Origin of the sequence: Kordiimonas aquimaris (assembly GCF_025574485.1) — a bacterium.
GTDB classification, from domain to species: Bacteria; Pseudomonadota; Alphaproteobacteria; order Sphingomonadales; family Kordiimonadaceae; genus Kordiimonas; species Kordiimonas aquimaris.
Map to the genome: position 1 here is coordinate 130,333 of NZ_JAOBPO010000002.1, position 14,215 is coordinate 144,547.

General features: G+C 48.8%; 10 protein-coding genes. 7 read left to right on the top strand and 3 right to left on the bottom strand.

Features of this window, described 5'->3' with window-relative positions:
- Positions 1 to 48: 48 nt before the first annotated feature.
- Positions 49 to 324, top strand: coding sequence for a hypothetical protein (locus OEU88_RS06355; protein WP_262694296.1), 276 nt, complete (start codon positions 49 to 51; stop codon positions 322 to 324).
- Between the two features lie 80 nt (positions 325 to 404).
- On the opposite strand, the gene OEU88_RS06360 is transcribed toward OEU88_RS06355, so the two are convergent.
- The gene (locus OEU88_RS06360) at positions 405 to 1,649 is read right to left on the bottom strand and encodes a serine hydrolase domain-containing protein (protein ID WP_262694297.1); all 1,245 of its coding nucleotides are present in this window, start codon (positions 1,647 to 1,649) and stop codon (positions 405 to 407) included.
- 61 nt (positions 1,650 to 1,710) lie between these two features.
- Positions 1,711 to 3,054: a CoA transferase gene (locus OEU88_RS06365; protein WP_262694298.1), complete on the bottom strand. Its 1,344-nt coding sequence runs from the start codon at positions 3,052 to 3,054 to the stop codon at positions 1,711 to 1,713.
- A 208-nt stretch (positions 3,055 to 3,262) separates the two neighbouring features.
- Here OEU88_RS06365 and OEU88_RS06370 point away from each other — a divergent pair, with 208 nt between their 5' ends.
- Positions 3,263 to 5,719, top strand: coding sequence for an ABC transporter permease (locus OEU88_RS06370; RefSeq protein ID WP_262694299.1), 2,457 nt, complete (start codon positions 3,263 to 3,265; stop codon positions 5,717 to 5,719).
- Positions 5,720 to 5,755: 36 nt separating this feature from the next.
- Here the strand turns inward: OEU88_RS06370 and OEU88_RS06375 are convergent, their stop codons facing one another.
- Positions 5,756 to 6,679: a fatty acid desaturase family protein gene (locus tag OEU88_RS06375; RefSeq protein ID WP_262694300.1), complete on the bottom strand. Its 924-nt coding sequence runs from the start codon at positions 6,677 to 6,679 to the stop codon at positions 5,756 to 5,758.
- 170 nt (positions 6,680 to 6,849) lie between these two features.
- Here OEU88_RS06375 and OEU88_RS06380 point away from each other — a divergent pair, with 170 nt between their 5' ends.
- From OEU88_RS06380 to OEU88_RS06400, 5 genes are all read left to right on the top strand, one after another.
- On the top strand, positions 6,850 to 8,778 hold the full coding sequence (locus tag OEU88_RS06380; RefSeq protein ID WP_262694301.1) for an alpha/beta hydrolase family protein: 1,929 nt from the start codon (positions 6,850 to 6,852) through the stop codon (positions 8,776 to 8,778).
- Positions 8,779 to 8,959: 181 nt separating this feature from the next.
- A complete protein-coding gene (locus OEU88_RS06385; protein WP_262694302.1) occupies positions 8,960 to 10,501 on the top strand; it encodes a peptide MFS transporter in 1,542 nt (513 codons plus the stop codon).
- A 77-nt stretch (positions 10,502 to 10,578) separates the two neighbouring features.
- The gene (locus tag OEU88_RS06390) at positions 10,579 to 11,328 is read left to right on the top strand and encodes a hypothetical protein (protein WP_262694303.1); all 750 of its coding nucleotides are present in this window, start codon (positions 10,579 to 10,581) and stop codon (positions 11,326 to 11,328) included.
- A 114-nt stretch (positions 11,329 to 11,442) separates the two neighbouring features.
- Positions 11,443 to 12,882: an amidohydrolase gene (locus tag OEU88_RS06395; RefSeq protein WP_262694304.1), complete on the top strand. Its 1,440-nt coding sequence runs from the start codon at positions 11,443 to 11,445 to the stop codon at positions 12,880 to 12,882.
- On the top strand, positions 12,879 to 14,147 hold the full coding sequence (locus OEU88_RS06400; RefSeq protein ID WP_262694305.1) for an amidohydrolase family protein: 1,269 nt from the start codon (positions 12,879 to 12,881) through the stop codon (positions 14,145 to 14,147). The genes OEU88_RS06395 and OEU88_RS06400 overlap by 4 nt, the downstream gene beginning before the upstream one ends.
- The last annotated feature ends 68 nt before the right edge of the window (positions 14,148 to 14,215 follow it).

A 14,215-nucleotide genomic window follows, 5' to 3' on the forward strand; every position in this document is an offset into this window, starting at 1 on the left:
AAAATATAGCAATAATAAAACATAAAACGACATACGAGGATCAATCACATGAAACCAATCAACATTATACTTGTATCTGCTGCTTGCCTGACCATCAGTGCATGTTCCGTTAAAATCTCTGATGACGGTATCGACCGCAACTACCGTGACTATGAAAACTATGACCGCATAACGGTTACACTACCAAGTGGTGATCGTGATCGATTTACCTGCCCTGAAGGTACAACATCATTTGTGCTGAACCACAAAGATGAAGGTTTGGGTATGGCATATGGCTGCCGCACAAACGGTGCGCCGATACCAACAATGGATGGTGGCCTTTAAAGGCTTAATTCAGCGAATATTAGTGTTTCTAAAGCCGGGTTATGCCCGGCTTTTGCGTATTTAGGTTGCGCTTGATGCCATCAGTCATCTGCCAGTGCTGTGCCAGATGCCATCTGTGCGGCAACATGGGTTGAAATGGCCTGAAATGCAGCAACCTGAAGGTCTTTTTTGCGCGGCTCCTTCGGGTCAGTGAACTTTTGGTCAGCTGAGGTTTTGGCAATGACTACGCCTGTGGTTGGATCGATATAGATATATTGATAATAGATGCCTGCCGCAAAGAAGTCACCGTGCGGTTCGATCGGTGTCCACCATTGATAGCCATATCCATTGGGGTTGCCAGAACCTGGGTTGCCTTTGCCGGGCATAAGGTGCGGTGCATCCGGCGTGATAGACGCCTGTACCCATTGTGCAGGTACAATCTGTGTGCCGTTCATGTTGCCACCATTCAGATACAATCTGCCCATTCGAGCCATGTCTCGTAATGTTACGTTTAGTCCACCCATGGCCATTTCAACGTTTTTGCCGTCTGTTAGCCAGTGTGCATCAAATTCCATACCTAGCGGCTGCCAGATTTTTTCCTGCAAATAAGCCGAGATACTTTTGCCAGTAACTTTCGCTAGCAACATACCCAGCACATGGGTGTCAACGCTGACATAATTATTATAGGTGCCGGGGGTTCGTTTTTGCTTTAACGAAAGAACAAATTTATTCAAAGAACCGCCAGTAGCAACTGTCAGTCCCATTTGGTTCACGTCGGATAATGGGTCGCTGTAGTCTTCGTTAAAATACACACCGGACGACATTTGCAGAATGTCCTTAATGCGCACGTCGTTGTAACCAGATGCGGTCAGTTCAGGCAGGTATTTAGTAATAGGGTCTTCGATGCTATCGAATTTTCTTTCGTTCATCGCGATACCGATCATGGCGGATACAAATGATTTCGAGACAGAGAACATAATGTGTTTATCATCTGCGCTCTCGCCCTGATAATAATCCTCAAGAACGATTTGGTCATCCACTGCAACCAGAAAACCTGTGGTGAAGGTGTCGTCTAACATGCTTTTGACGGTATAGGTCTCACCTTCATACTCAAACGTTTCAGGTAAGGTGATGCCGTCTAATCGCCGGAAAGGCAGTGTGCTTGAGGGTGCCTTTATAGTCGTGCCACCAAATACATCGAAGGAGGTGCGGAAGTTTTCTGTCACAAGAGCCGGGTCGAGGTACAACTGAAATGGCCTTATCTTTTGGTAGTAGCTCCAGCCCCATATGCCGCCAGCGACGATAACAACGGCGAATATTGTGCCAGCAATTTTTCTCCAGCTCACAGGTCTCTCCCTTTATTATGTCCCTGCATAATCATATGGCGTGATGGAGACTTTAGACAAGCTATAGCCAGTTTGGTAATACGCTACCCAGATTGCATGCTGGTGAAGGCCATGTCATCGGGGCTCCTTCAATATGCAGTGGCGGCTTTAGGCGCTGTGCCGGGCCCCAAGGGGTCTGTTCTACCTCGGTTGAAAAGTCTCTTTCTTCAGCGTCTTTGCTTAGTGTACCGCCGTGTTGCTGTATGTTTGCCATCAGCAATTCTGCTGTGCGCGCCAAAGACAGGCGTGCGTTTGTGAGGCTTTTCTCTAATACAGCCATATCAATTGCACGGATTGCGGCAGCGGCCATCATGTAACCTGTTGCGTGATCCAGTGCTTGCACTGGTAACGGTGTTGGTTTTTGCGCGTTTGCCCAATGCATACCTGCATCTGCAATGCCGCAGCTCATTTGCACAAGGCTGTCAAAACCGCGCCGTTTTGCCCATGGCCCAGTCCAGCCGTAAGCGTCTAGTGATACTTCAATCAAGTGTGGTGCATAGCTGGTGCGCACGGATGAGCCGTATCCCAAATTTTCGAGCGCATTTGAACGATAACCATGAACAAGCACATCAGCATTGGCGAGTAGTTGTTCAAAAGTCTGACGATCTGTTTGTTCTTTGAGGTTCAAAAAGCTACAACGTTTACCCAGAGTAATATCAGGAACGATATTGGCTTCGTCCCATTCTGGTGGATCGATACGAAGGACTTCTGCGCCGAACGCAGCCAGTGTGCGTGTGGCAACAGGGCCAGCCAGCACGCGCGTAAGATCGAGAACGCGCAAACCATTTAAGGGGCGTGCGGCAGTGCCGTGCCAATTTCTGATGCTGCCGGTGCGCTTGTTTACCCAATGAATCAGAGGTTCCGCTGCCACAGCAAGCCCTTGTGGATGTTCTTGCCATTCTGTGCGGGACCGCATTTGCGCAGCGACGCCGCCAGCCTTTACAATCGCTGTTTCAAGATCATTCGCGCGCCAGTTCTTCACGGCAGACGCTACCTTTTTACGGTCTGCCTCCACGCCGAGAACAGAGAGTGCAGCACGGCGATGATGCGGCAGGTTGGTATGCAGTTTGATCCAACCGTCTTGTGTTTCATAGTCACCTGCAACAGCGTCCCAGACAGGTGGGAGTTGCCACCCAATAGGCTGGATTGACATGTTGAACCAAAGGGAAGCTAGTCGTTGATCTACAAACACATCTGGTTCAGACGCTCTCAAACCAATAGTTTTGACAAGGCCGGAGATAGCACTGCCCACTGCACCAATTGATGAGGCAGCCAATTTGCTGACAGCAAAACGTGACGGTAAATACTCTGGGTTAATTACCTCGGTATTGTGTTCAAGATGGAGGGCAGACAGGATTTCTTGCATAAGTGCAAGCTAGCATTCTTTTATGAAATTGTCACTTTCATCAATTGTTCGATTGCGAACAGTTATGTGTTCGAAAATGAACATGATGCAGTGAATAGAAAGTGCGTGGCACTGTAAATCATTGTTAAATATGGATTTATTACTTTCGTTTGTCTGGCATGATTTCTGCTGAGAATAAGTGCAAAATGATAAGCGAAGGATAGATGCAATGTTTAATCATTATATGACAGTGGCACTAAGGGCGCTGCGCCGCGAGAAGCAGTTTGGTATTATTAATATTGTTGGGTTGGCCGTTGCACTGGCAGCAGCAATCCTGATCCTTCTATTTATCCGCGACGAGCTGTCATACGATGATTGGGGCGCTGATACTGACCGGCTATACCGACTTGAAGGGTCATTGACCCGCCAAGATGGTTCCAGAAACTTTATTGCACTTTCACCGGGGCGCGTTAGTGAACCATTTGCCAAGGATTTCCCAAGCGAGATCGAGGAAATAAGCCGATTTTACCAGGAAGGGCATCTGTTTCTGCGTGGTCAAGACGCATTCATTGATACCGTTGCTTATGTTGAGCCAGGCTTTTTTGATATTTTTGATATTCCGACACTATCAGGCGATAGGAATGCTATTTTTGCGGACAATACATCTTTGTTAATCACGGAAAGCATGGCAAAAAAGTATTTTGGTAATGCTGATCCGGTGGGGCAAATTCTTGATCCGGATGATGTTGATTATTCCTTTAAGGTCGTTGGTGTTATTGCTGACTTGCCTGAAAGTACGCATCTGGACATTGACTTCCTCGCCTTGTTCGAGCCAGGCAGGTACGTTGAACAGCCTTGGATTGCAACATACTGGCAGTCCCATAATCTGCATACTTATGTGAAGCTGGCAGAAACCGCCGACCCTCTTAAAATTGAACAAAGTATTCCGGCCTTTCTGGACCGGAACGTAGATTTTGCTGATGCCCCGGGCATGACGCCGCCGTTCAGCGACTTTCTGAAAATGCGGTTAATGCCTGTTCGCGACATTCACCTGAAATCAACAGGCCGTTTCCAGATAAAACCGCCAGGCGATATGCGGCTGGTGATCAGTTTTGCTGTTATTGCGGGGCTAATAATTTTCATTGCATGTGTTAATTTTATTAATCTGGCCACAGCGCGCGCCAGCTTGCGAACAAGAGAGATTGCGCTCCGCAAAGTGGTTGGTGCCCGACGCGGGCAACTGATTAATCAGTTTATGTTGGAAACTGCTATTACCGTTGTTATCTCACTGGTGTTAGCGCTTGCGATTGTTGAACTGGCCTTGCCGTGGTTCAATGATTTTATCACAAAGTTTTTGGCGCTTGATTTGGCAGCTGACCCAACTGCGATGTTAATGGTTGCAGGCTTGCTGGTTGTTGTTGGGCTGGGTGCGGGCTTGCATCCGGCGTTTCACATCACGCGGGTGCGGCCTGCTTCTGTATTGCATTCTTCAGGGTCAGCAAAAATGCAAGGCAGTAAGCTGCGTACGGCTTTGGTGACATTGCAGTTTGCTATATCAATCGGCTTGATTTCCGTCACACTTATTGTGATGGCTCAAACCGAGTTTACCCGTAACAAAGATTTAGGCTTTGATATTAAGAACCGCCTGAGCATTAGCAATATGGCTTACAAATCAATTGCACCTGTTGCCGAGACGATAAAACAGGAAGTTGAGAAACTACCAGGTGTTGTCGATACAGCATTTTCCCGCCGTGATTTACCGTTGCGTGGATTATGGGGCTACAGCTTTCAGATAAACGGCGATCCATCGGGTAAAACGTATAACCTTGAGGATATGCCTGTAGATGCAGATGTGTTGGACTTTTTGAATGTACAGTTGATTGCTGGGCGCATGTTCGATCCAGACCGTGCACTTGATGAAACATACACGTCGGACGAAGGTGTGACTGAGATGACCAGCATTTTGAATCGCCGCGCTGTTTCATATTTAGGGTATGCCAGCCCCGAAGATGCGGTGGGCAAGAGCTTCAGCTATGATCAAGCTGGCGAGATCCAGCGTATTACCATCGTCGGCGTTGTTGAAGACGTAAACATGCGTAGCCTGCGCGATTCAGTAGAACCTTTAAATTTCTTCGTGCCAAAAGCACCAGCAACGGTATTGAACGTGAAAGTTGCTGAAGGCATGGAAACAGAAACGCAGCGTGCCATTGAACTTCTTTGGAAACGCCATGTCCCTGCATTCCCCATGAATTTGTCGTGGTACGAAGAAAGATACGGCCTTTTGTATCAAGCTGACGAGCAGAGGGGCGAGTTGTTTGGTGTGTTTGCCGTCTTCGCAATCTTCGTTTCTTCGATTGGTCTGTTTAGTCAGGCCGCTTATAATGCACAGCGACGGACAAAGGAAATCAGCCTGCGCAAACTAATGGGTGCCAGCACATTCGCTGTGGTGCGTTTGATGGTCTGGCAGTTCTCCAAACCTGTATTGATTGCAAATCTGATTGCATGGCCTGCGGCGTGGTTAATTACGCGTGATTGGTTGGCAGGTTTTGCTTACCGGATAGATTTAACGCCTGTGCCGTTCCTGACAGCCAGTATGATTGCACTGATGATTGCTGTGCTGACGGTAATGTTTCATGCGGTACGTGCATCTAACACAAGTCCTGCACTAACGCTCAAGCATGAATGAACAATAATTTTGAGAGGCACGTTGGGGCGTGGCGGCTTAGGCCGCCGCGTTTATTTTCAGCACCTGCACATAGCCGTGCTGAATTTCCATCTCTTTGCCTAAGCCTTTGGAGATCATAATCCGGTGTACCTCGGGCAAGCGCCAACACGGCACAAAAGGTACCATGTGATGTTCGATATGATAATTGACCCAGAACGGCGCAAACGTCATGCGGCCTAACGTTCCGGTAAGCGTAGTGCGGCTGTTCTGCAGTGGGTTGGAGACATCTGGAACGGCAGCATGTTCTGCTATATTGCGCACCCTCAGGAAAAGTTGCTGCGTTGTTGCCATGGGTAGCAACCACATCAACAGAAATAAATCCATCTGCCCCGATACTGCAAAAGCCGCTACGAACGGTACGTAAAACAATAATGTCCAGCCATAAAAGGTTTTTAAACGTGCCGGGCGGCCCTGACTTTCACCCCAAACGGCGCGAAAAATACCAAATTGTGTGCGTACAAAAGCGATGCCTGTCAGGTCTCTGATAATCTTGCGGGTCATGCTGCTGCTGGACACTGGAAACGGTGTATAGAGATAGTTTTCCGGATCCTTCTCTGTACGGGTGAAGCGGTGGTGGGCCATATGTCGCTTGCGGTATTCTGTCATGCTTATCAATAACGGCGCTGCCGCAAATAGATGCCCCAGATATTCATTAAGCTTACGTGTGCGAAACAGCAAACCATGGCTGGCCTCGTGCATTAAAATTGATAGGCCGAGTTGCCTGCTACCAATGATAATGAGGGCTAGTATGAAGGTGAAAACGTTGGGGAATACGACAAAAAGTGTCGCCACACCTATGATAGAAAGCCACGCACTTATGAGCAGCCAGTATCCCATTTTATCAGAACGCTGTCGCAGCCGGTGCTGCTCCTCGGAGGTGAGGATATCTGAAGGCTTGATGGTTTTCCACTGTGTGGACATGAAGGTTTACCCGTTGATTTTGCAAACATATGATATCATTAAACTGGATCAAATACGAATTGTGGCAAGTTTGCCGTGATATCAAGCTGCCACATTCCGTTTGTTAGTCCCTGATCACACGGTAGTAACATCAATTCAAGCGACTGTTTCTTTTCACATGGATCATGTGCGTGCTAGATTTAACTATGGTTTTGATTCGACGTGTTATGTTTATCCTAGTTGCCTTTTTCGCAACCACAGCGTTTCCTTCATGGGCGCTTGATGACCTTTTATTGCAACAATTGACTCAAGCCCCCAAAGCTGCAGCTGTTAGCTTGTCCTCGGATGGGCATTATTTGGCGGCTTTACTACGGGGTGATAAAAACGAACCAGAGATTGCGGTTTGGCGTGTTGGTGACGATGAACACAATGCAGAAAGATTACCTTACACACGCTCTGATCTGAATTGGCTTTCATGGGTTGGTGGTGGCCGGCTACTTCTGTCCCTTAAGGAAAACGGCCTTGTGCTATATGACGCGCATGTTGGGCGTCTGCGGCCGCTCATAGATGGTGTTGGACCAAAACCAGATGAGTTGTTGCCCGTTCTTTTAAGTGCTTTGCCTGATGACCCCGCCAATATATTAATGCAATGGGAAGACCCGGGTGTGCCGGGTTATCCAGCTGTGTACCGCGTTAATGCGCTAACGGGTATCTCTGAGAAAATTATGGGAGCATGGCGCCCGATAATTCGCTGGTGGGCCAGTCCTAGCGGCGTAGTTGAAATGGGCGAAGGGTACCGTGGGCGTAAGCAGCAATTATATGGTCGCCGTGCCGACGGTGCCTGGGCGAAGATCGCTGAAAACGACTATTTCAAAGATACACCTATGTCAGTTGTTGCTGTGGAGGCCGGCGGAGCAACCGCTGCCGTTATTGCGGCACACGACAGTAACACGCGCTCCTTATGGCGAGTTGATACACGCACTGGCGAATATATGGAGCGGCTGGCTCACCATGGGCGTTTTGATATTGATGCGGCCATCATTGACCCTGTCAGCAATTTTTTGGTTGGTGCTACATATGTCAGCAATGCACAGGAAGAATTTATCTGGCGTGCTGACTACAAAATGCAGCTAGCCTCTGCACAGAGGGAAGCAGGTGTTTCAGACATTGAACTCGTGTCGGAGAGTACGGATAGGCGCGTGAAGCTTTATCGCAGCCGCGCCAATTGGCGTCCGCACAGATATTTTATCAAAGATACCGAGACTGATACATTAGTGGAGGTTGCGTCTGATAAGAGCTTTGATGACCTGCCGCGTGCCCGAAGCCAAGGTGTTTACATTCCGCTGAAAGGTAAACGGATCAAAGACCTTGGCCCGATGCACGCGATTTTGTCCATACCGAGTGGCGGTGCGACAGGAAAGGCCGTTGTGCTTGTACATGGTGGCCCCGTAAGGCGCGCATCAGACCGATACAGCCCGATTGTTCGCTGGTTAAATGCAAATGGATATAGCGTGCTGCAGCCAAATTTCCGAGGGTCTAGCGGGTTTGGCGAAAAATGGAGGCGTGCAGGATATGCGCAGTGGGGCAACGATATGCAGGATGATGTGCGCACTGCTGCTGAGTGGATGCTGGAAAGTGGTTATGCATCGTATGGTAATATGTGTGTTATGGGCGGGTCATACGGCGGTTACGCCTCATTGATGTCAGCTATTAAGGATGATGACTTGTTTGAGTGTGCCGTAAGTTTGAACGGTGTTACTTCAGTGTATCATCTAGCTGAATATTTCGATACTCATCGGTTCAGTTTGCTGACCGTTCCGCGTATTAAAGGGCGGTTGTCAAATCGTTCGCTGAGGAGGCGGTCTCCTCTATACCGTGCTGACCTGATTAAGCTTCCTGTTCTTTTGTTGCACGCAACAAAAGATGCCAACGTGCCTTTTGATCAAGGCGTTGGTATGGCGAAGGCGCTACAGCAAGAAGGCAAAGAACATACATTCATTGTGATCAAGGATGCTGAACACCAGCTTAAACGAACAGACCATCGGCGGATATATTACCGTGCTGCTGTAGAGTTCTTAAATCAGCATACTGCAGGGCATGAAACCGCTCAAAGTCGTTGATATGCGATAAAGTGTTGAATGTTTGCGTCTGAAGGGCTGGCAATTGATGCGTAAATATGGTTTGAAGGACATGGGAGAAAACAGCGTTGATTGCGAAAGTTAGCATAAGCTGTTTTTATAAAATTGGGAGAGGGCAGACCGTTTCCGGTTATGCCAAAAATAATAATTACATGAGGTGGACATGAGCGACGCTGTTGTTTCGACCGAAGGTTCTCAGGAAAGAGAACTGCTTGGTCATCCGATTGGACTGTCGATTTGCTTTTTAACAGAAATGTGGGAACGTTTTTCGTTTTACGGGATGCGCGCTATTTTGGTGTTGTATCTCACCAAACATTTTCTGTTCAATGCTGGTGAGGCAAACCTGATTTACGGTGCTTATCTTGGCATGACATATTTGCTGCCAATTCTCGGTGGTTATTTCGCCGACCGTTATCTTGGTAGCCGAAAAGCCGTTGTTTACGGCGGGCTGTTACTGGTTCTGGGGCATATTAGTCTTGCATTCGAAGGCCCCACAGCCCAGTTGATTGACGGTGTGGTTGTTCGCAATGAAAACTACCTCAGTATTTTCTATCTGTCTCTTGCGCTTATCATCACAGGCGTTGGTTTCCTTAAGGCAAATATTTCAACTGTTGTTGGCTCACTTTATGGTCCAACAGACCCGCGCCGTGATGGTGGTTTCACCATTTTCTATATGGGTATAAACATCGGCTCATTCCTCGCAACCATCATTGTTGCAGGTGTCGGTGAGATATATGGCTGGGGCTACGGCTTTGGTTTGGCTGGCATTGGTATGTTGTTTGGTTTGATGACATTCCTTTGGGGACAGCATTTGCTTGAAGGCAGGGCTGATCCGCCTAACCCTGAAATGCTTGCTGAAAAATCATCGATTGGCCTGAATAAGGAATACACGATTTACCTTATTGGCGTTGGGCTTGTTGGCTTGATGTGGGTTATGTTGCAGTTTCAGGAAATTGTCGGCTACATGCTGGACGGAACAGGCATTGCCATGTTGGCAATTTTGCTAGCCTACGGTTTCACAAAATGTACTAAAGAAGAACGCGAGCGTATCTTTGTTGTTATGATCCTGTTCATCTTCATGACCGTATTCTGGATGCTGTTTGAACAACAGGGCGCATCGCTTACGCTGATTGCTGATCAGCAAATTGATCGTGATTTGTTTGGTATCACAGTAACGGCGGGCCAAGTTCAGACACTTAACCCGTTCTTTATTGTTGTTTTAGCACCTGTGTTTGCCATGATGTGGACACGCATGGGGCATGCAGGCATTGAGCCATCTACACCTGCCAAGTTTGCTATTTCACTTGTTCTTATCGGTGCAGGTTATCTTGTTTTCGCTTGGGGTATGGCACTGGATGAAGGTGTGGATAAAAGCTTTATCTGGATGGTTGAGATTTATTTCTTCCTGACGGCTGCGGAGCTTTGCTTGAGCCCGGTTGGCTTGTCGATGGTTACCAAGCTTTCGCCAGCGCGGATTGTTGGTATGACCATGGGGACATTCTTCCTGTTCATCGCGATTGGTAACTATAAAGCAGGTTGGTTGTCATCATTGATGGGTGTTGATGGGCATGCCAGTGGTGGTGCGCTTGATATGGATAAAACCAATCAGCTCTTTATCAATGTTGGTGCGCTTTCTGTGGGGCTTGGTATCTTGCTTCTACTACTGACACCTTGGTTGAAGAAGCGCATGCACGGCGTCCACTAGACACTGTAAATAACAATGATAAAACGGGGGCATTGGCTCCCGTTTTTATTTTGCGGTGATGATAAGGGTTTAGGCTGTTGAAACACGATATCCTTTTAATTGGTACATACCATAAAACTGGTACCGTCTGGTTGCAGCGGGTATTTATGGATGCGGCGCAAAGGATGGGGCATTCGTTCATTGAAAACCAACGAGAAGTGGCCAAAGGTGAACTCAGGTCTGGTTTCTATCAGGACCATCATTGCCGCTTTTCTAAAGACCTTTTAGCCGCTGATTATGTAGGGTTCCGCATGATACGTGATCCGCGTGACGTGGTGATATCAGGTGCACATTATCATATGAAATCTGATGAGGCATGGCTGCATGAGCCATTGGGTGCGCTAAGTGGGCAGTCATATGCACAGGCAATAAACGCGCAGCCAGACATGCAATCACGTTATATCTTCGAGGCGCAACAAGTGGCGAATGCCACTACACGCGATATGATCGCTGACGTTTCGCGACTGCCCGGCATGATTACGGTCCGTTATGAAGATTGGATAGCTGACGAGACGATGCAGTATTTTGGCGCAGTTATGCAGCAGCTAGGCCTGACCGATGAAGAATGTAGCCATGCGAAAGAAGCTTTTCATCGCTGGTCTCTGTTTGGGCGCGGCAACAAAGTGGATGCGCATGCACGGTCCGGTGCGACGGCACAATGGCGCAGTATTTTTACACGTGCTGTCGGCGAAGCATTCTTGGCGGTTCACGGCGATGCGCTTGTTACACTTGGTTATGAGGACAATCATGATTGGGTGTTGCACTTGCCTGAAAACATAAACGATTAAGCTTTCTTGTCTCTTGTGCGTGACTCTCTCTCTTTCCCTTGTTAGGTTTAAACCGTTCGCGGGGGCGGCGTGTCACAGGCCATCAGCCGCACACGATTTAGGGAGAGTACAGCCATGATATATAAGCACGTAAGGGGCAGCGGGATTGCGCGCACTGCTATACTTGCTGCAGTGATGGGGTTAACCATCAGTGCCTGCAGCCCAAACAATACGGAGCAGGGTGAGTTTGTTGAGATCAACAAAGATCCGTTTCCGTCCAGTTATACACCGTTACCAAGCACAGCAACACTCATCATTAACGCTACCATCCTTGATGGTAATGGTGGCCGTGTTGATGGTGGCTCTATTCTGTTGGAAGGCGGCAAGATTGTTGCCATGGGACCAGATGGGCCAACACCGGACGGAGTTAATGTGATTGATGCTGAGGGTCGCTGGGTTACACCGGGTATTATAGATGTGCATAGCCATTTGGGCGTTTACCCAAGCCCGGGTGTGCAATCGCATGCTGATGGCAATGAAGTCGGTGAGCCCGTAACGGGTGATGCGTGGGCCGAGCATGCGCTTTGGCCGCAAGACCCGGGCTTTGTTCGCGCTCTTGCAGGCGGTGTTACCGCACTGCAGGTGCTGCCGGGTTCTGCAAACCTTGTTGGTGGGCGTTCGGTTACGCTTAAAAATGTGCCGGGGCGTGTATCGCAGGACATGAAGTTTCCGGGTGCGCCGTACGGTCTGAAAATGGCATGCGGTGAAAATCCAAAACGTGTTTACGCTGATGGATCGCGCGGTGGTGATTTCCGCCCTCATACCCGCATGGGTAATGTTGCAGGATACCGTGCCGCATGGGCTGAAGCACAAGAGTATCAGCGCGCATGGGACAAATACGAGCGAGATTATAAGGCAGGCTTTGATGTGTTGCCGCCCAAGCGTGACTTGAACCTGGACACACTTGCTGGGGTTTTGCGCGATGAGATTAAAGTGCACATGCACTGTTACCGCGCTGATGATATGGGAACCATGCTCGATGTTGCGAAGGAATTTAACTATAAAATTACGTCGTTCCAACACGCGGTTGCCAGTTATAAAATCGCTGACAAACTCGCCGAAGAAGGTGTTTGCTCGGCTATGTGGGCAGACTGGTATGGCTTTAAGATGGAAGCTTACGATGGCATTCGCGAGAATATTCCATTCGTGCACAAAGCTGGTGCGTGTGCGATTGTGCACTCCGACAGCCAAAGCGGTATCCAGCGCTTGAATCAGGAAGCAGCCAAGGCACTTGCTGATGGCCGTAAGGCTGGTGTTGATATCTCGAAGGCTGAGGCTTGGACGTGGCTATCGCTTAATCCAGCCAAGTCACTTGGTATTGATAATAAAACAGGCACACTTGAGCCAGGCAAGGACGCAGATGTTGTGTTGTGGTCAGGTGATCCGTTCAGTGTTTATACCAAAGCAGACATAACGTTTGTTGATGGTGCGGTTATTTTTGACCGTAACAACCCAGATAGTAATCCGGTGATGGATTTCGAGCTTGGCCAACCTGGTGAAGGAGATGTGAAATGAGAAAGCTTGTTTCTTTAGTCGCAGTTGCTGCGACCATGATGTCATCAGCAGTATTTGCAGAAGACATTGCCATTACAGGTGGTAAGGCATTCACAAACGGCGGTTCTGGCGAAGTAGATAATGCCACAATCCTGATATCTGATGGTAAAATCACAGGTGTTTCATCCGGTGGTGCAGTGCCAGCGGGTTACCGCGTCATTGATGCAACGGGCAAATGGGTTACCGCCGGCTTTATGGCTGGTGACACCAACATTGGCCTTGTTGAGGTCGCACTTTCAGGTGGCATCGTGGATGCCCGCGCTGACAAAGCAAAAGATGGTATTGGCCTTGATGCGGCTTATGCCATTAATCCTGCTTCACCTGTTTTTGCTAATACGCGCATCGGCGGTGTAACGCGGGCAATGACACGTACCAGCAGCTCCACCGATATGTGGATGGGGCAGGGTGCCATCGTTAAGTTGACCGACGACGATGTTGTCGTGAAAGAACGCGCTTTTCTGGGTCTTGACCTTGACGAAGGGTCTGCAGAGAAAAACGGCGGTAGCCGCGCGGCTTTATGGAGCCAGGTAAACGCCAAGTTTGAAGAAGCAATGCGTAAAAAAGGCAGTAGTACCACTAAGTCAGAAGGTAAATCTGACGCTAAACCCAAAAAGCCATCTCCAGCTGACGTTGCGATGACCAAAGTAATGAACGGTGATATGCCTGTTTATGCAACGGTTGAACGCAAGGCTGACATTCTGCAGCTTATTGCGCTGAAGAAACGCTTCGATATCGACGTTATTCTTGGCGGTGCCGGTGAAGCATGGATGGTAGCTGATGAACTGGCCGCTGCGGGTATTCCTGTGGTGCTGGACCCGTCAGCGAACCTGCCGGGCAACTTTGATACGCTGGCGCGCACCAGTGCTGCGGCTGGCCGTTTGCACAATGCTGGTGTGAAAGTTGCGTTTATTCCGCCAGGCACGCACAACACTGTGCTTGTGGTGCAAAATGCAGGCATTGCTGTTTCCATGGGAATGCCGTGGGCTGCTGCAATGGATGCGCTAACGGTGAACCCTGCTGAAATCTTCGGCATTGATGACAGCTATGGTGCGCTTGCTGCTGGCAAAGACGCAGACGTTGTGGTGTGGGACGGTGACCCGTTAGAGGTGATGTCCAGCCCTGATGTCGTGTTGATTGCAGGTGAGCAATTGCCGCTTGTTTCGCGCCTAACTAAGTTGCGTGACCGATACAAGGATTTGGACCGTGCACCTGCGTTTGATAAATAGCTGTAGCTGAAATTCATGGTGCTTAACTGGTATCTCAAACAAACACAAAAGCCGGGGCATGCCCCGGC